The sequence below is a fragment of the Pseudoalteromonas sp. CuT4-3 genome, from assembly GCF_035666335.1.
In the GTDB taxonomy this organism is placed as follows: domain Bacteria; phylum Pseudomonadota; class Gammaproteobacteria; order Enterobacterales; family Alteromonadaceae; genus Pseudoalteromonas; species Pseudoalteromonas atlantica.
In genome coordinates, this window is the sequence record NZ_CP142031.1 from 29528 (window position 1) to 46397 (window position 16870).

Sequence of the window (16870 nt, forward strand, 5' to 3'; positions counted from 1 at the left end):
TATGAGTAACCACACGTTTGATTATATTATTATTGGCGCAGGCAGTGCAGGTTGTGTGCTGGCAGCGCGTTTATCAGAAGATCAGCATATAAGTGTGTGCTTAATAGAGTCGGGCGGTAGCGATAAGAGCGCTTTAATACAAATGCCTGCGGGTATTGCGGCCAGTGTGCCATACGGCATAAATAGTTGGCATTACAACACGGTACCGCAAAAGGCGCTTAATAACCGATGTGGCTTTGTGCCGCGGGGTAAAGTGCTAGGTGGGTCTAGCTCTACTAATGCCATGGTGTATATACGCGGTAATAAATACGATTACGATAACTGGGCACAAAATGGCAACCTTGGGTGGGACTACAACAGTTTATTACCCTATTTTATAAAAGCCGAAAACAATAAAACGTTTAATAACGCGTTACATGGCACAAAAGGGCTATTGCATGTGCAAGAGCTGACTAAGCCAAGTGCGGTAAACTCTTGCTTTTTAAAAGCGTGTGTTGAGCAAGGAATACAGTTAAATGACGATATAAATGGCGCTGAGCAACATGGAGCACGGCTTTCGCAGGTTACGCAACATAATGGTGAGCGCTGTAGTGCTGCAAAAGCGTATTTAACACCGCACTTAAACAGGCCTAACCTTAGTGTGTTTACCCACAGCCACGTTAATAAAATTATAATCAAAAATAAGGTTGCCTACGGCGTAGAGCTTGAGCGCGGCGGTAAAATTATTACATTAATGGCCAAAAAGGAGGTGCTTTTAAGCGCCGGAGCAATTAACTCTCCGCAGGTGTTAATGCTTTCAGGAACTGGCCCCAAAGCGCATTTAGCAGCGCATAACATACCACTGGAACATGCACTGGAAGGAGTAGGGGGTAATTTACAAGATCACTTAACCGTGGTGCCTTTGTGTAAAGCAAATACTGCAAAAGGCACCTTTGGGGTAAGTGTAAAAGGCGCTGCAAGTATTATTAAAGGGTGTGCGCAGTGGTTTAGTAAACGCAGCGGAATATTAACCAGTAATTTTGCTGAGTCACATGCGTTTATTAATGTGTTGGATAATTCGCCTGCACCGGATATTCAACTTGAGTTTGTAATTGGGTTGGTGGACGATCATAGTCGCAAAGTTCACTTTGGCCATGGTTATAGTATTCACAGTAGTATTATGCGCCCCAAAAGCCGAGGGACAATAAGGCTTGCCAATAGCAATCCACGCAGTGCGCCGCTTATCGACCCTAATTATTTAAGCCACCCTGATGATTTATCACTCATGCTTGCAGGGCTTAAAAAAGCGCTGCGTATTATGCAAAGCCCCGCCTTTGATAAAATTCGTGGCAACATGGTTTACCCGCTTGATGTAAATAACGATTCCCAGCTTATTGAATTTATTCGCCAAACTGCCGATACCGAATATCACCCTGTGGGCACCTGTAAAATGGGCACCGACAATATGGCGGTGGTTAATAGCAAACTACAAGTACACGGGATACGCAGCTTAAGGGTTATTGACGCCTCAATTATGCCAACCATAGTAACAGGTAACACAAACGCACCTGTTATTGCCATTGCTGAAAAGGCCGCTGATTTAATTAAATTGAGCTATAAAACAGGGTTATAAAGTGTGGTTGTAAAAGTCAGTAAGCCACGCCTGCCAGTCATCTTCTAGTTTAAGCATTTGTTGGTGCTTTTTAGCGTTAAGGTGTTTGTTTTCATCTTCGGTAGCAATAAAAGGGCCTACCCGACAAAGCGAGCAATGATTTTCACCTAAATACGCAGGCTTTGTAAGGTGCGTGCTTAGTTCGTCAGATTGCGCCGAGATTGCTTTAGGCGTAAACACATAAGTGATGCCAGTGGTGTCTTTTACGTGTTTATCACGGTCTACGTTTCTTATTTTGTAACCATCAAACTGGTTAATATCAAAAGGCATTTGGCCCGCGTATTTAGCCTCAAGGCCATTACTTAAGCTGCCTTCAATATTCCACTCGCGATAGGGTTTTACATCTTTTGAGGTTATGTAGCAAAGCATAGGGCCGCTTTTGTCGAGTGCGTATTTGTTAGCGTATTTAATAAATTGATGTAGTAACGCGCGATTAAGCACGTTCATGCTGGTTTTTTGAGTGTTGCTTTCAAATGCTTCGCGCCCTACAAAGGCTGGAATAAGCGGAAACTGAAAAATAACCACATCAAAGCTGTGCTGGTGGGCAGCTAATTTTTGCCAACATAAAGGCTCCGTTACATCAAAGCAATTAATAACCTCAACATGACACTTTTTTAAACTACTTAGCGCATTGTGCTGGTATTTTTGCTCTATGGTTTGAGCGCTATCATAAGTAGATGCGACTAACTTTGCCGGTTTTATATGATTAACCACCGCATTAGAGAACGATAGATCGCCATCGCCTACGGTGAGAATTCGCCAATTAGGATTTAAATACATAACTTAATTAGATTTGTGAGTGTTTTGATCTGCACTTTGAGTATTTTGCGCTGTATTAGCACCATGCAAACGATGAAACGCAAGGCGTGTTTTAAGCCCTTCAATGGCTATTTGTTTTAAAATTAAATTAAAGGTAATTAAAATAGCAAACACAATATGAATAGGACCATGTGTAAAACCCGCCTCTGGGTTATAAAGCGTAAGCCCAAACAACATAAATAACACCACTAACAGTATTTCTATTAATTGGTTTGAGTAAAAGCTGAGCCGGCCTTCATTTTTGTGATCTTTTTTAATACTAATAGCGCAAAAAAACGGAATAACTTTAATTTTAAAAGCGGCGTTTTTTTCTACGTAGTTTTCGCCAAGCTCGTTAAGCTGCTGGCGTAATGTATCAATCATGGTGCGTCCTTAAATAGCAGTGCGCGGATGTTACACTATTACGCCTAGTAGGTTAAGCAGCGCAAGGTTATTTTGGGTAAAGGCTCATACCAATGGTGAGTATGTGACACACAAATACCACTGAGGTAAGAATAAAGCGCATTTTTTGATAATCGCGATGGTAGGTTTGCCATTGTGGTGTGGCTTTTTCAAAGATAAGAACTAACCAAAAACTAGCCCCTAACCAGGCAAGCGCCCACTCCAGCGGAATAAACGATAAAAATGGTACGGGTATAACAGGCACAACCGCTTTAATTGCATCGCTGTAGCTTTGCATCCCAGCGCGCCATAAACTGCCCGCCATAAATGCCAGTATGGCAATGCTGTAAAAAGTAAAAAACTCCAAGTTAACGCTATTACTGCCAAACATAAGCGGCCACGCTACACAGCCCAAAAAGGGGAGTAACCCCAAATAGCCAAGTTGAATATGATTAACAAATTTTTCCATTACAGCATGCCTTATGTTGTGTGTTTTTTAGCGCGGCTATTGTAGCAGTATTCTTAGCACTTACAGGTAATAAATCGTTTACGAATAGAAGAGCTGGATAGTTCAATCTTAAAAATCGATTGTTTTAATCTAAACAATCAATTTTATTTAGTTTACCAATGGGCTTATTGTATTAATCAAGCCAACGCGAAAGGCCACACATTTTGGCTGCGTTGAGTAACTTTAAAACACTTTAAATATAAATGAGGAATACTATGAGCACTTCATTGATCAACACAAAAATTCAACCTTTTAACGCAACTGCATACCACAATGGTGACTTTGTAGAAGTGTCTGAAAAAGACGTACTAGGTAAGTGGTCAATCTTCTTCTTTTACCCTGCAGATTTCACGTTTGTATGTCCTACTGAGCTTGGCGATGTTGCTGATTACTACGAGCAGCTACAAGAAATGGGTGTAGAAGTTTACTCAGTATCAACTGATACTCACTTCACGCATAAAGCATGGCATGACACGTCAGACACTATTGGTAAAATTAAATTTCCAATGATTGGCGACCCAACTGGCCGTATTACTCGCAGCTTTGGCGTTATGATTGAAGATGACGGCCTTGCACTTCGCGGTACTTTTGTAATGAACCCAGAGGGCGAAATCAAAGTAATCGAAACGCATGACCTAGGTATTGGCCGTAGCGCTAAAGAGTTAGTACGTAAAGTACAAGCTGCACAATACATTGCAACTCACGACGGTGAAGTTTGCCCTGCATCTTGGCAGCCAGGTGAAGACACACTTGCTCCTTCACTAGACCTAGTTGGTAAAATCTAAATACAGGTTTACCCACTTTTATGAGGGCAGGTAACTGCCCTTAAACCAACATCATTTCGCTTGTTGGTGCCTCCTATCTCAACTCGGACTCATTAGCACATGCATTAGTTGGCATGGGAGGCTTGCTGTTTAAATTTTCCTAAAAAGGGTTAAGCCATGTTAGATAACAACATTAAAAATCAATTAAAAAGCCATTTTGAATCGCTTACTCAACCTGTTGAGCTGCTTATTGCCTTGGATGACAGCAAAAAATCAGCAGAAGTAGAAAGCTTAGCAAACGATTTAGCCTCGCTAAGCGATAAGTTTACGGTAGTGAGCAACCCTGATTCGAGCGCACGTCGCCCATCTATGGTTGTGCATTCACCTGAAAAAAACACCCACATTACGTTTGCTGGCGTACCTATGGGTCACGAATTTACAAGTTTAGTGTTAGCGCTTTTACACACTGGCGGACACGCAAGCAAAGCAAAAAGCGAAGACATTGAACAAATAGAATCACTCAATCAAGAACTTAATTTTGAAGTTTACATAAGCTTAAGTTGCCAAACATGCCCACAAGTAGTGCAGGCGCTAAATACAATGGCAGCAACAAATAGCAAAATTAAAGCAACAATGATTGACGGCGCACTCTTTCAAGACGAAGTAGAAGAGCGCAATATTTTAGCAGTACCAGCTGTGTACTTAAATGGCGAACCGTTTAGCCAAGGTGCATTAAGCCTGACCGACATTTTAAATAAAGTAGACACTAAAGGCGCTGCTAAGCAAGCTGCAGCATTAAGCGAAAAAGGCGAGTTTGATGTGTTAGTAGTAGGTGGCGGACCTGCGGGTGCCTCAGCCGCTATTTATTCTGCTCGTAAAGGGTTAAACACCGGTATAGTGGCCGATAGATTTGGTGGCCAAGTTGCCGATACGTTGGCTATCGAAAACTTTATTTCGATTAAAGCCACTGAAGGTCCAAAGCTTGTTGCTCAGCTTGAAGAGCATGTTAAAGAATACGATGTAGATGTAATTCATAACCAACGCGCAGCAGGGCTTGGTCGCGGTAGTAATGGTTATGAAATTACCCTTGAAAACGGGGCTACTTTAAAAGCTAAATCGCTTGTTTTAGCAACCGGTGCACGCTGGCGTGAAATGAACGTACCTGGTGAGCAAGAATATCGCGGCCATGGCGTAGCTTACTGCCCACACTGTGATGGTCCGCTATTTAAGGGTAAGCCTGTTGCCGTTATTGGTGGTGGTAACTCGGGTATAGAGGCGGCTATCGACTTAGCTAACATTGTAGAGCATGTAACGGTACTTGAGTTTGCTGATACGCTGCGCGCTGACGAAGTACTTATTCGCAAAGCGAATAGCTTAAGCAACATCACTATTATTAAAAATGCGCAAACCACTGAAGTAGTAGGCGATGGTAAAAAAGTAACCGGACTTAATTACACTGACCGTGTAACAGGCGAGGAAAAATCATTAGCACTTGCGGGTATTTTTGTACAAATAGGTTTGATCCCTAATACCGAATGGTTAAAAGAGAGCGACCTTACACTAAGCAAGTTTGGCGAGATAGAAATTGACGCTAAAGGCGCAACCTCATTACCGGGCGTTTACGGTGCGGGTGACGCGACAAATACGCCGTTTAAGCAAATCATTATTGCAATGGGTAGTGGTGCAACAGCAAGCTTAGGTGCGTTTGATTACTTAATTCGCCATAGCGAGCAAAGCAACCAAGACCAAAATGCAGCTTAATAGGCAAACCTTCTCTTGATGTAACAGCAATAGGTACACCCAAAAGCTGTTTGTTAACCCAAGCCGCCCTCTCCAAAGGCGGCTTTTTTAACGACTTTGAGAACTTAGTTAGGTATTCGTTCTTCAAGCCAAACTCTAAGGCTTTTAGGATCTTTGATGAAAGGTATCCTAACCCAGCTTCCATAAGCATATAAGTGGATTGTAGAGTAACCAAAAATACGGCCTAAAAATGTTGTTACTTGTTCAACATTTTCGACACTTTTGAAGCCTAGCTTGTCTTCTCTTCTTGTTAGTATTCCACTAAATACGGTTATCGAGTTATCTTTTGCAATAACTTTTATGAAAACTGCTTCCAGAATTTTATGAGAATCTTTTAAGACATAAATTGCAGGTAAGACGACTAAGCTTAGTAGAACATCATTTTTGAACTGCTCACCTATTAATTCTTGCCCTATGAATGAGAAAATTAGATAGACTAATCCTAGGCCAAGGATTCGCGTACAAATTTCTCCAAATGCTTCAATAGAACGCCAGAATTTAGCAATTTTAATTGCTGGCAAAATACCTCCGTTCTACAAAGCTTTAATAGGCCGCTTTAAATTATTAATCACAGCCGCCAGAATCCCCACCGCAATCATTATTAGAGTGTGAGTTATTACTAGCATAAATTGAAGAGTCAGTGCTTGTATAAGTTGAACGGCCTTGTGATGCCTTACCACTGATAAACGTAACTAATAGCAATACGCTTGATACAATAACAACGATTATTGATGAACCCCATTGCCCTGTAGAAATGCCTTTAAATATGGCTAACAACAGTACAGTAAAAAGTAATGTTCTTATTATATTTCTCATAGTATGTCCTTACTAAATTAAAGCGAATTTACTTTAGCTGTATGTTCTAAGGCATTAGAGAGCGCTTTTTCTATGTGCGGAAGCTTAAATGGCTTAGAGACAAACATATCCATGCCTGCTTGCTGGCAAGCTAGTTTATCTTGCGACGATGTATTAGCAGTTAGCGCTACAATGTAGGTGCTTTCGCTAGGGCAAATACGTTGCGCTCTCAGCGTTTTAGTGGCTTCAAAACCATCCAGGATTGGCATAATGCAATCCATAAAAATAAGGTCGTAATGCTTTTGCTTACACTTAAAAATAGCGTCTTGGCCATCAATGGCGCAGTCGGCTTTTACGTTTAACTTATCAAGAGAGGCATCAAGCACACGGCGGTTTATATCGTTGTCATCAACAATAAGTACACTGAGCGAATGGCTGTTTAACTCAATTTTTGATTTAATATCGTCTATTACTTGCTCTTTACCAAGCTCTAGCGGAATATTAATGCTAAACGTTGAGCCTTTTTGTAGCTCACTTGTCACCTTTATTGTGCCGCCCATGTATTCTACAAGCTCTTTTATAATTGCTAGGCCAAGCCCTGTGCCCCCTTTATTATTTTTAGCGTCAACCTCTTGTGTAAACGGCGAAAATAAAGACTCTAAAAAGGCAGGGGTCATTCCGCGACCAGTGTCAGAAACAGTGATACCAAGAGATAGCGCATCGTTATTATTTATGAGCTGTGTTTTAAGTTTTACATGGCCTTGCTCGGTAAATTTTAACGCGTTACTTAATAAGTTAGAGGTAATTTGGCTCAGGCGTGTGCTGTCGCAAAAGGCCCAGCAGCTATCATCAATTGTATTTTCTATGATTAATTCAACATGGGTTTCTTTAAATAACGGGGTATATAAAGAGGCTAAATCACTAAATATGGTTTTAAGCAGTACATCGGTTGGCTCTAGTTTTAATTCACCATGATTAATTTTAGAAAAATCGAGTACTTCGTTGATAATATTTAGTAAAATATCAGCGCTGCGTAGCGCTATTTTTATTTTTTCGTCTCGTTTTTCAGTGTCTTTTTCATCTATTAGGGTGGTGAGCATGCCGGTTATGCCATTTAGGGGGGTGCGTAACTCGTGGCTAATTTTAGCAAATAGCATACTTCTATCTTCTAACATATGCTCTGCTTCGGCTTTTTTCTTTTTTAGCGCTTCTCTAAGTAAGATTGATTCGGTAATGTCTTGAAATGTACCAAATAGCCTTATGCAATTACCTTCGTGAAACTCGGCTTCTCCAAAAGTCGAAATCCAAATTTCTTGGTTTTGTGCAGTGATAACCTCAAGTTCTAAATCCCATTTTTCACCTTTGTTTATGGCGTTTTCTACTGCTTGGTCTATGGCTTCTCTGCTGGCGCCCTCTTTGTAAAACTCAATCGCGTTATCAACTATTGGCTGATAGTCATCGGCTACCTGATGAATGCGTTTAGTTTGCTTACTCCAATAAACTTTGTTCTCGATTAAATCGACCTCCCAAGTGCCGATATTAGCGATGTTTTCGAGCTTTGACAGGGTGTAGCTATTTTTTAAAAGTTGCTCTTTAGTGTCTATTTTTGCAAATTCAGATCCTAACCATTGGGCAAATAGCTCAATGTAATCGTAGGCTTCGTCGCTAAATGCAGTTGACTCGTTAGGCGATGAAAAGTTAACCGTGCCAAAAGTTTTACCGGCTACTTTTATAGGTGCGCCAATGTAGGACTCAAGTTGAAAATTTATGTAACAAGGGTGAGTTGCAATCGTACTTTGTGAGGCTTTATGAAACGATAGCGCCGAGCCCGCAGATAACGTATGGACGCAATAGGTGCCATCTAGCTCAAATTGTGTACCGGGTAATAAGGCGTTGGTATGACTCCCACTGTCAAGTTAAACGCACTGATCCCTGCCTAACTTTTTAAGCCATAATTACTTTAGCTCGAATTAGAGCGAGTTAATACATAGGATGAAGCAAGTAATGTCGTCGGTTATCTTGCTGATATTCGTTGGTTATTACTATTTCTAGTAACAGAGCAGACCTTACTTATTTCGTCGTGGCACCTGTCTTCAGTCTATGTTCGTGGTTCAATGCAGCGTTAGCTGCACTGCCATCCTAACGCCGTCGGTGGTTGTGCCACACCCGATGCTTGATCCCATGCATTAACTCTAATACGTTTATCATGCGGGTACTCTTGCCAATCTAAGTTTTGTATTCACTGGCGTAAGCACCACTTCTTTTGCAATAGCCCATATGTACGCAATCATTTCTCGGGCAATGGCGGTAACAACCAGATTGTAGTGTTTCCCTTTGGCTATCATTTTTTTATAGCGTTTGCAGAGCCTAATCTGTGCTTTCCACGCAATATCAATAATGTCCTTTGGTAAGCCTTCTTGTCGTTTTTGCATATCTGTTGATATATTTGCCGCATACCGATAAGTGTGTGCACCTTCCACAAGAAGGCGTCTTGCTCGGCCATTTCCGCATTTTGTGATGGCGCCAATATGGCGTTTGCCACCACTCGAGTGTTCACTGGGTACAAGACCGAGATAACTCATTAATTTACGGGGATGGTCGAAACGCGATAAATCGCCAAGCTCAGCAACAACGCCAGTGGCGACCAACAAACGGACACCACGCATAGCTTGTATTGCTTTGACAACAGGATAATAACGCCACTGGTGAACGTGGTGTGTTAGTTCATTGTCTAGCCGTTCAAGTCGGCTTATTCGTTCGGTAATTGTGTGTAAAAATTCTTGTAAGACGATGTGCTGAGCGGGGTGTGGCAGCACAATCTCAGTGAGCCAACGTAAATGTTTTTGTGACCAATTCGCAGTGCCTTTATAATTAATATTATTGCGAAGCAACAGCGCCTTTAATTGATATTTGGCATCTTTTAAGTCCTTCATTGCCACTTCGCGTGCACGAGATAAATCGCGTACAGCTTCATCTTCAGGCTCGGGAACATAGATAGGTGTTAAATCTTCAGACTTAAGTAATTTAGCAAGCTTAAGAGCATCACGTTTATCGGTTTTAATCTTCTCACCAGGTTTTTTAGGAATAAGAGAGGGCGCCACCACGTAACAGCAATGGCCGAGGCTGGTAATTAACCTGTAAATCCAATAACCACATGGGCCTGCTTCATAAACAAAATGAAGTGTTGCGCCAGAGTATTTCGATTCGAACTGACGAACAAGCTTTTGAACGGCCACTTTGGAAGACGAAACTCGGCCAAGATGAACAGGTTGCGCACCTCTATGTTCTTCAATATAGGCGACTTCATTGAATTCTTTATGTGTATCAAGACCGATAAAAAGTATGCTATGTTTATTCATGTTAGCCTCTGCTGTTTAGTTAATTGACAAACTAATTATGGCTCTGGCTTTGAATTAAGCTAACCCACGAAAAGCGGAGGCTAACACCGTGTGGGAGTCATTATGTCTATCGGGTGTTAGAGCATGTAATACTGTGTACGTATTAGCATCAATTTTACTAATTATTGCTACATCAAGGCTGAACACTTCTAGGCCAAACGCGAGTAGGTTTTTAATTTTAGAATTAAAATCCAGAGTTTGGTCTGAGACTATATCGTGAAAACGCCTTAAAAAGTTCACCGCAATTACCTTAATTGTATTTTATACCGTTATGCGTATCGGCAGATAGGCACATTTATTTATATGTTTTTAACAGTTTATACCAACAGGCGTAAACCGTTAAGCAATATATTGAGTAATGGGTGTTAGGCTATCAACACGCGAACTTAATTGTTTTGCTCAATTAGCAAACTTTTCCCATTAATAGGTAGAATTAGGCGTGTATTCTGGGTTTATGTCGCCGCCTACTTCTTCTGGGTATACATCGTTTATAAGTAACACTTCGCGCACGGCTTCAATATGATCAAGCACTGTTTGATAGCGCTCGCCATATTCGTACTTTGTTACTTCAATTGCTTGCGGCATGTAAGTAAATGCAATTTTTAGTGCGTGTAACGCGTCTGGATTGATTTTATCGTTCATTAATTTCTTTCATTTTATCAATGTATAGTGATTTGTTTAACAGCTGCTAAAAGAGCCTGCCTAGGGACAATTAGCTTTTTGCATATGCCTTAACAAAATAACAATAATTATAGAGTTTGTTGACTGTTAAAGTTAAAAATTTGCCTGTTTAGTCGTTATTTTAATGGGCTAAGCAGTTAAGCACTGATCAGTATGATAACGCAGTTGTTTTTGGGATTATTTAAAAACAGTTTTAGCTCATCATATTTGCCTACCTAAATACCAAGTATGCTCAAAAAATGTAATTTTATAAATAAACAGGCATTGATTGTGCGAATAAAAAGGAGCTTGTTAGCTTATTAAGTAACGATAATATGTTGCATAAATTTACAAATGCGCAATATAATGCAAATGGTTGTTATTTGCATGTGCAGGTGTGCGCGCCTGCTATTTATTAAATGAGCTAAAAATGAATAATAAAAAAACCTTTAGCGCTACAAGGCGTCGCCATTTAATGGCGTGCGTATTGGCATTGGTAACCGCTACGGTGATGATCACCGGAATGACTACCTACTTGCCATTACAAATGAGTGAACAAATTTTACTGCCTATTTTACTGTTTCCAATTATTTGGGTTGGGCTGTTTATATATGCCTACATTAGCGAAAAAGCATGGCAGCCATTTTTACTCATGATCACTTTGTGTTTAGTGCATGGAATTTTAAGTTATTTTGCATTAATGCAGGGGCAAGGATGAAATCAATTACTTTAAAAAAGCTATTTTTATTACATAGTTGGGTGGGCGTAGTAACCGCCGTTTTATTGTTTGTTGTGGCATTTACCGGCGCGTTAGCAGTACTTGCAAGGCCTGAGCTAAAAATTTGGGCCAACCAATCACTGCAGCAAACTCAACATATTCCTAATAGCGAAATAAGCACATTAGTTAATACATACCACGCTCAAGTGCCCAAAGAGTTTGGTGAAAACATTCATGTGTTTATGCCAACAGGGCATAATTTTCACTTACTGGCTTTAGTATTTGAATCGCACCATGGTGATGAAAATTACCAGCAAGAAGTACTTCGGGCATTTGAATTTGACCCAGCGAGCTTAGCGTTGGTAAATACCTACTATGGCCCCAGTAAGCAATATTATGCCAATAAAAAAACAGATGCAGCTAGCTACATTGGTGAGTTTCACGCTGACTTACATTTAGGGCGACCTATAGGGCTTATTTTAACTGGGTTTTTAGGTTTAACATTATTAGTAAGTACGGTAACTGGCTTATTTATACATCGTAAATTAATTAAAGAGCTGTTCACCTTTAGGTGGCTTAAAGGCTTTGATGTAACCATAAGTGACGGCCACAAAGTAATGGGCATTTGGGGCAGTATTTTTAATATTGTAATTGGCTTTAGCGGCGCATTTTTAGGGCTCGCAACCGTAATTTTACTACCTGCAGCAGCTTTTGTTAGCTTTGGAGGCGACCAAGATAAGTTGATAGAAACTTTTACAGCTATTCCTGAGCCAATAATTAGTCATGTAAATCAGCCAACTAACATAACCGCTATTTTAAGTGATGCGCAGCAACGCTACCCACACGCTGTTATTTTAGATGCCACGGTAATGGCGCATAACGATACAAACGCACAAGTGTATTTACGCCTTTTAGGAGGCGAAGCCGTGGCTTCTCAGTTATTGCATTACAATGGGCAAGGGGAGTACATCACTTCAATGAGTAGTTTTGGCGATATAGCTGGGGTATCAATTAAAATTATTGAAGTACTCTTCCCACTCCATTTTGGTAATTTTGCAGGTTTATTTGTGAAGTTACTTTGGGTAATGCTTGGCTTAGCATGTGCCTTAATGCCACTTTCTGGCATGATGATGTGGTTAGCAAAGCGTACCAGAGGCAGCACACCAACGCTTAGCGCTGACGCGTATGCAAGGTGGAACCGCTTTATTATAGGCAGTTGCGGTGGTTTAGTGCTTGCTTGTTGTGTGTTATTCCCTGTGCAAGTACTTTTAAACTATGCCGTGGCTGGCGCTGAGCACAATGCTTACTTTGGGGCGGTATTTTTTTACGCGTGGTTAGTATGGCTAGTAATTGCAGCATTTTGGCAAAACTATAAAAACTACTTTAGAGCAACCTTGTTGCTTTGCGCCTTATTCTTAATAAGTGTTTTACCACTTAATAGTGTATTGGGCGTTAATAATGTTATTAACGCAAACAGTACCCTAGTGGCATTTACAGATATTAGCTTTTTAATTGTGGGACTGGCGTTTTTATGGGGATACTTAAAAACAAAACCTGATGCCATAGCACTTGCAGAGGTAAAAGCAGCATGAGCACCGTTATGATAGTTATTGCGCTAGCGTGTTTACTGGCCGCTTTATTATTAATGAGAAGTAAGCACTACAATGTAGCCTATAAGTGCCTGTATTGTTGTGCTTTAATAGCTATTGCCTTAGCGTTTTTTATACATGTTTACGCTGTGCTAGCGGGGATTGTATGCACCATTGCAGCGTTTACTGTAATGGGCATACTGGTTGCGCTATCTAAAGGGAAACAACACACTTAGCTTAAAAAGGCTTTGGCTGTATCAATTCCCATTTTGTACCCATCGTTAAGGCGTTTAACATTTTTTGTTGTGCGGCCCACTCTAAATTGAGGCGGTGGAGCAATAATATTGATTTTGCAATCTTCAGGCGGATTATTAATAAAATCTATGCTGCTGTTATAAAGATGCGCTCTGTTAATCGTGCTTTTTACTAAAGCAGGGTAGTTTTTATAAAGTTTTTTAGTTAACCACTGCGATTTACTTGGCTTTTTTTTATAGCCAAGTGGCTGAGAAAGCACCACGGTTATTTCTTGAGAGCCCATTTCGTATGCTTTTATTACGGGAATAGAGTCTGCTACGCCGCCATCGGTCATCGCAATATCATTAATTATAGGGTAGTTACGATACGCAATTGGAATCGCGCACGATGCCTTAAGTTGCTCTACCATCGCATCACTACTTGCTTTAAGGTAATGGGGCTGCCCTGTGGTGATAGCTGTAGAGACGATATAAAATTCGTGAGCCGCCTTTGCAAAGGCTTCTGTATTGAGGGGGATTTCTTTAATGGTTGCTTGCCACAGCCAATCTAAATCAAATAAGTGGCCGCCTTTGATAAAGCGCGCTAAGTTAATAAATTCAGGCCGACACGAAAAGTCGGTAATAACATGGTAATTTCGTTTAGGTTGTTGGCATAAATAAGCGGCTATATTGGTAGCGCCAGCAGAAACCCCAAAGTAATTAGTAAAAGGTTGATAGCGCTGCGCTAAAAACTCATCCAACACGCCGGCGGCAAAAATACCGCGCATTGCACCTCCCTCAACCACTAAAGAATGTTTATTGTTATTATTAATCATACTATTACCTCCCTGTTGATGATATTACCAACTAACCAAGTAAAGCGCGATAAAATGCTGAAATAATTATACCCATTTGCCACATTACTTAATTCACTTAAGGGATTAAACTTGGCGCTAACGGCGCTAAAAATTTTGATATAAACAGATCAATAACGAAGTTTTTACCCTGTAATCAACATGGTTTAGTATTTAAAACTAAATCACTTAATTAAGCTATTTGGTATTAGTGCACTGTTTGGCTTGGTAAAAGCATTTAGTTGCTAATATGTTTTGTTTAATCGTAAGTGTAGGGTATTTCTGATAAAGTATTTATTAATACAAGGCTTTGTTAATATTAAAGAATCGTTATTTATGACTGACTCAAGTGTGACTGTATTTAGTAACGTGCAAAATAAGTTAGGTGAAAGCCCGCTTTGGCACCCTTTGCTTGAAACGCTATTTTGGGTAGATATAGAAAAAAATCTCCTGCTAAGTAAGTGTTTAACAAAGCCTGACTCACTAACACAAGTTGAAATGCAAGATACGGTTTCGGCTTTAGCGTGGCTTGATAAAGCACACCTTATTATTGGCACCAGTACGGGTATTTATAAATACCATATAGCTTCTGGGGTGCGCCAAACGCTTACATTTTTAGAAAATACCCAGCCCACACGGCGCTCTAACGATGGTCGAGCCGACCCTTGGGGTGGTTTTTGGCTAAGCACTATGGATACAAACGCCCGCTCAGGCGGGGGTAAAATTTACCGTTTTTATCAAAATTCGCTTAATTGCGTGGTGCAAGGTTTAACCATTCCCAACGGATTATGTTTTGATAAAGCGCGCTCACGTGCTTATTACTGCGACTCTAAAGCCAGCTGTATTTTTACTTTAAATGTAAACCCAGACAGCGGCGAGCCTATATTACCCGGCCAAGTTTTTTATCAATTTAAAAATACCCAAGTAGACCCTGATGGCTGTGTGATTGATGCCCTTGGCAACTTATGGCTTGCGGTATGGGATATGGGCTGCGTTATGTGTTTATCGCCAGATGGGGAGGTTTTAAACACACTGTCGCTTGCTGCAACAAAACCTACAAGCGTTGCGTTTGGTGGCAATAACGCACAGTGGCTATTTGTAACTTCTGCAGATGACAGTAATGTAAAAACTAACCAGTCATTACAAGGTAATGTATTTAAAATATCAGGCATAAAAAACGGGCAGCTAGAGCCGCCCGTTACTTTATAATAGATTTAGTTATGTAAATTGGCACACCTTATTACGGCCTGTTTCTTTTGCTGTATAGAGTGCTTGATCGGCTTTGCTTATAAAGCACTGTGGCGTGCTATTTTTATCAGGCGTGGCTGAATAAAAACCGATACTTAATGTTAAGTACTCACTTACGGTAGAATTATTGTGTTTTATGCCTGCCGCGTTAATTGCTTGTTGAATTAAGCGGGTAAATTGCTGGCAGTCTTGCTCATTAGTTGCCGGTAAAATGACGGCAAATTCTTCACCGCCATAGCGCGCGGCTAAATCGCCTTCGCGTCGGCATTGCGACTTAAGCGCAGCTGCCACCTTAACTAAGGCTTCATCGCCTTGTTGATGGCCGTATCTGTCGTTGTAATTTTTAAAAAAATCTATATCGCACATAATTAAGCTAACCGGTTGCTTAGCACGTGCGCAGCGTTTAATTTCGCTCTCTAGTGCTTTGTCAAAACAACGTCTATTTGCAATTGTGGTGAGGCTGTCGGTATTAACAAGGTGATTAAGTTTTTGATTTGCGGTAATTAGCTGTTGTTGAATATGCTGAAGCTCTTGCTTGTAGTTTAAGTTTTTAAACGCATTAGCGATTATTTCACCTACTAGTTTTATCCTAATTAAGTCTAAGTCTGTCCACTCACGTTTTTGCTTTACACAATCACAACCAATAAAGCCTACTAGCTCCTTATCGTAGCGAAGGCCAATACACAGTACCGATTGAATACCTTCACGCTCAAGTTCTTGTTTTTCTTTAGTCGCTTTTTCTGGGAGGCTGGCAACATCATTTACTTTAAATAAGTGTGTGGTGCCCATTAAATTAGCAAAGTAGGGGAGTGAGTTTTTAGGTATGTGCTGTAGTTGATCTTTAAATGGCTGAATACCTTGGTTAACCCATTCATGGGTGTTACGCATTGACTTACCATCGTCAGAAAATTTAAATAAGTAGCTTCTATCGGCATGGCATACAGTGCCAATGGCTTTAAGCGCAAACTCTATATGAGTATCAATATCGTCAATTTGAATATCTATTAAGTCGGTAGAAATTTTTGAAATAATTTTATCAAAGTTATATTGTGCATCTTCGTTGTGTTCAATTATCTCAAACGTAGCAATGTATAAGTGACTATTTAGCGAGGCAAGTTTGGCGTTTAGTAATAGGCTGTGCGTTTGTTTTTGTAAAAATACGTGGCAGTTAGTATTTATAACTAAGTATTTTTCAAACAATTGCGCAACAGTAAATTCTTTTTTACTTTCTGGACTACTTAGCGTGAGGTGCTTAAAGTCTGCATCTTTTAAAGTTGGCTGTGAGGGTAAATCAAATATACTCTGCGCTTGAGTGTTTGCTTTATAGGCTTGTGTTTTAGCATCATAAAGTACAACGGCAAACGGAATAAGCTTTATAGTACTCCACATATCTTCGATTGGTTTTAAGCCCACTCATTGCTCCAGTTGATTTTACATACAATTTAATTGTTC

The 16870-nt window shown here is 40.4% G+C and carries 17 protein-coding genes and 1 pseudogene; 7 read left to right on the forward strand and 11 right to left on the reverse strand.

The genetic code is table 11. The features are described 5' to 3' along the window. Position 1 precedes the first annotated feature (1 nt). Entirely contained in the window at positions 2-1612 is a 1611-nt protein-coding gene (locus tag VOI46_RS17050; RefSeq protein ID WP_004587128.1) for a GMC family oxidoreductase N-terminal domain-containing protein, read from the forward strand. On the opposite strand, the gene VOI46_RS17055 is transcribed toward VOI46_RS17050, so the two are convergent. From VOI46_RS17055 to VOI46_RS17065, 3 genes are all read right to left on the reverse strand, one after another. Continuing rightward, positions 1607-2431 carry a class I SAM-dependent methyltransferase gene (locus VOI46_RS17055; protein ID WP_004587127.1) on the reverse strand — a complete coding sequence of 275 codons (825 nt, stop codon included), beginning with the start codon at positions 2429-2431 and terminating at the stop codon, positions 1607-1609. The two genes, VOI46_RS17050 and VOI46_RS17055, sit on opposite strands and share 6 nt — an antisense overlap. 3 nt (positions 2432-2434) lie before the next feature. Continuing rightward, the gene (locus VOI46_RS17060) at positions 2435-2833 is read right to left on the reverse strand and encodes a hypothetical protein (RefSeq protein WP_029774450.1); all 399 of its coding nucleotides are present in this window, start codon (positions 2831-2833) and stop codon (positions 2435-2437) included. Between the two features lie 67 nt (positions 2834-2900). Continuing rightward, positions 2901-3320 (reverse strand): DUF3429 domain-containing protein, encoded by a 420-nt coding sequence (locus VOI46_RS17065; protein ID WP_004587119.1) that lies wholly within the window; start codon positions 3318-3320, stop codon positions 2901-2903. 254 nt (positions 3321-3574) lie between these two features. Here VOI46_RS17065 and ahpC point away from each other — a divergent pair, with 254 nt between their 5' ends. Beyond that, on the forward strand, positions 3575-4144 hold the full coding sequence (gene ahpC / locus VOI46_RS17070; RefSeq protein WP_004587118.1) for an alkyl hydroperoxide reductase subunit C: 570 nt from the start codon (positions 3575-3577) through the stop codon (positions 4142-4144). A gap of 156 nt (positions 4145-4300) precedes the next feature. Beyond that, positions 4301-5884 carry an alkyl hydroperoxide reductase subunit F gene (ahpF, locus tag VOI46_RS17075; RefSeq protein ID WP_004587117.1) on the forward strand — a complete coding sequence of 528 codons (1584 nt, stop codon included), beginning with the start codon at positions 4301-4303 and terminating at the stop codon, positions 5882-5884. Positions 5885-5988: 104 nt separating this feature from the next. On the opposite strand, the gene VOI46_RS17080 is transcribed toward ahpF, so the two are convergent. The 6 genes and pseudogenes from VOI46_RS17080 to VOI46_RS17105 form a co-directional block, all read right to left on the reverse strand. Then, positions 5989-6444, reverse strand: a complete 456-nt coding sequence (locus VOI46_RS17080; RefSeq protein ID WP_004587116.1) for a PH domain-containing protein — start codon at positions 6442-6444, stop codon at positions 5989-5991. Between the two features lie 43 nt (positions 6445-6487). Next, positions 6488-6739, reverse strand: coding sequence for a hypothetical protein (locus tag VOI46_RS17085; protein ID WP_004587115.1), 252 nt, complete (start codon positions 6737-6739; stop codon positions 6488-6490). A gap of 17 nt (positions 6740-6756) precedes the next feature. Further along, a pseudogene (locus VOI46_RS17090) lies at positions 6757-8613 on the reverse strand (ATP-binding protein); the annotation flags it as partial. A 309-nt stretch (positions 8614-8922) separates the two neighbouring features. After that, positions 8923-10077, reverse strand: a complete 1155-nt coding sequence (locus VOI46_RS17095; protein ID WP_029772239.1) for an IS110 family transposase — start codon at positions 10075-10077, stop codon at positions 8923-8925. Between the two features lie 54 nt (positions 10078-10131). After that, positions 10132-10356, reverse strand: coding sequence for a hypothetical protein (locus tag VOI46_RS17100; RefSeq protein WP_324738301.1), 225 nt, complete (start codon positions 10354-10356; stop codon positions 10132-10134). Between the two features lie 180 nt (positions 10357-10536). Beyond that, positions 10537-10758: a hypothetical protein gene (locus tag VOI46_RS17105; protein WP_004587113.1), complete on the reverse strand. Its 222-nt coding sequence runs from the start codon at positions 10756-10758 to the stop codon at positions 10537-10539. A 448-nt stretch (positions 10759-11206) separates the two neighbouring features. On the opposite strand from VOI46_RS17105, the gene VOI46_RS17110 reads away from it, so the two are divergent. Genes VOI46_RS17110 through VOI46_RS17120 form a run of 3 tightly spaced genes read left to right on the forward strand, consistent with a single transcriptional unit; the run spans position 11207 to position 13319 of the window. Then, on the forward strand, positions 11207-11494 hold the full coding sequence (locus VOI46_RS17110) for a hypothetical protein (protein ID WP_282338092.1): 288 nt from the start codon (positions 11207-11209) through the stop codon (positions 11492-11494). Beyond that, a complete protein-coding gene (locus tag VOI46_RS17115) occupies positions 11491-13086 on the forward strand; it encodes a PepSY-associated TM helix domain-containing protein (RefSeq protein WP_004587111.1) in 1596 nt (531 codons plus the stop codon). The genes VOI46_RS17110 and VOI46_RS17115 overlap by 4 nt, the downstream gene beginning before the upstream one ends. Beyond that, positions 13083-13319: a hypothetical protein gene (locus tag VOI46_RS17120; RefSeq protein ID WP_004587110.1), complete on the forward strand. Its 237-nt coding sequence runs from the start codon at positions 13083-13085 to the stop codon at positions 13317-13319. Before VOI46_RS17115 ends, VOI46_RS17120 begins: the two co-directional genes overlap by 4 nt. Here the strand turns inward: VOI46_RS17120 and VOI46_RS17125 are convergent. Continuing rightward, positions 13316-14152: a patatin family protein gene (locus VOI46_RS17125; protein ID WP_004587109.1), complete on the reverse strand. Its 837-nt coding sequence runs from the start codon at positions 14150-14152 to the stop codon at positions 13316-13318. The genes VOI46_RS17120 and VOI46_RS17125 overlap by 4 nt on opposite strands. Before the next feature lie 354 nt (positions 14153-14506). Between VOI46_RS17125 and VOI46_RS17130 the strand changes: the two genes are divergently transcribed. After that, on the forward strand, positions 14507-15379 hold the full coding sequence (locus VOI46_RS17130) for an SMP-30/gluconolactonase/LRE family protein (RefSeq protein WP_004587108.1): 873 nt from the start codon (positions 14507-14509) through the stop codon (positions 15377-15379). A 9-nt stretch (positions 15380-15388) separates the two neighbouring features. On the opposite strand, the gene VOI46_RS17135 is transcribed toward VOI46_RS17130, so the two are convergent. Continuing rightward, positions 15389-16831, reverse strand: coding sequence for a diguanylate cyclase (locus VOI46_RS17135; RefSeq protein ID WP_004587107.1), 1443 nt, complete (start codon positions 16829-16831; stop codon positions 15389-15391). Between the last annotated feature and the right edge of the window lie 39 nt (positions 16832-16870).

Excerpts from the sequence above, each read along its gene's own strand:
- VOI46_RS17050 (WP_004587128.1), top strand. The coding sequence starts at position 2 with ATGAGTAACCACACGTTTGATTATATTATTATTGGCGCAGGCAGTGCA.
- VOI46_RS17055 (WP_004587127.1), bottom strand. The coding sequence starts at position 2,431 with ATGTATTTAAATCCTAATTGGCGAATTCTCACCGTAGGCGATGGCGAT.
- VOI46_RS17060 (WP_029774450.1), bottom strand. The coding sequence starts at position 2,833 with ATGATTGATACATTACGCCAGCAGCTTAACGAGCTTGGCGAAAACTAC.
- VOI46_RS17065 (WP_004587119.1), bottom strand. The coding sequence starts at position 3,320 with ATGGAAAAATTTGTTAATCATATTCAACTTGGCTATTTGGGGTTACTC.
- ahpC (WP_004587118.1), top strand. The coding sequence starts at position 3,575 with ATGAGCACTTCATTGATCAACACAAAAATTCAACCTTTTAACGCAACT.
- ahpF (WP_004587117.1), top strand. The coding sequence starts at position 4,301 with ATGTTAGATAACAACATTAAAAATCAATTAAAAAGCCATTTTGAATCG.
- VOI46_RS17085 (WP_004587115.1), bottom strand. The coding sequence starts at position 6,739 with ATGAGAAATATAATAAGAACATTACTTTTTACTGTACTGTTGTTAGCC.
- VOI46_RS17095 (WP_029772239.1), bottom strand. The coding sequence starts at position 10,077 with ATGAATAAACATAGCATACTTTTTATCGGTCTTGATACACATAAAGAA.
- VOI46_RS17105 (WP_004587113.1), bottom strand. The coding sequence starts at position 10,758 with ATGAACGATAAAATCAATCCAGACGCGTTACACGCACTAAAAATTGCA.
- VOI46_RS17110 (WP_282338092.1), top strand. The coding sequence starts at position 11,207 with ATGAATAATAAAAAAACCTTTAGCGCTACAAGGCGTCGCCATTTAATG.
- VOI46_RS17115 (WP_004587111.1), top strand. The coding sequence starts at position 11,491 with ATGAAATCAATTACTTTAAAAAAGCTATTTTTATTACATAGTTGGGTG.
- VOI46_RS17120 (WP_004587110.1), top strand. The coding sequence starts at position 13,083 with ATGAGCACCGTTATGATAGTTATTGCGCTAGCGTGTTTACTGGCCGCT.
- VOI46_RS17125 (WP_004587109.1), bottom strand. The coding sequence starts at position 14,152 with ATGATTAATAATAACAATAAACATTCTTTAGTGGTTGAGGGAGGTGCA.
- VOI46_RS17130 (WP_004587108.1), top strand. The coding sequence starts at position 14,507 with ATGACTGACTCAAGTGTGACTGTATTTAGTAACGTGCAAAATAAGTTA.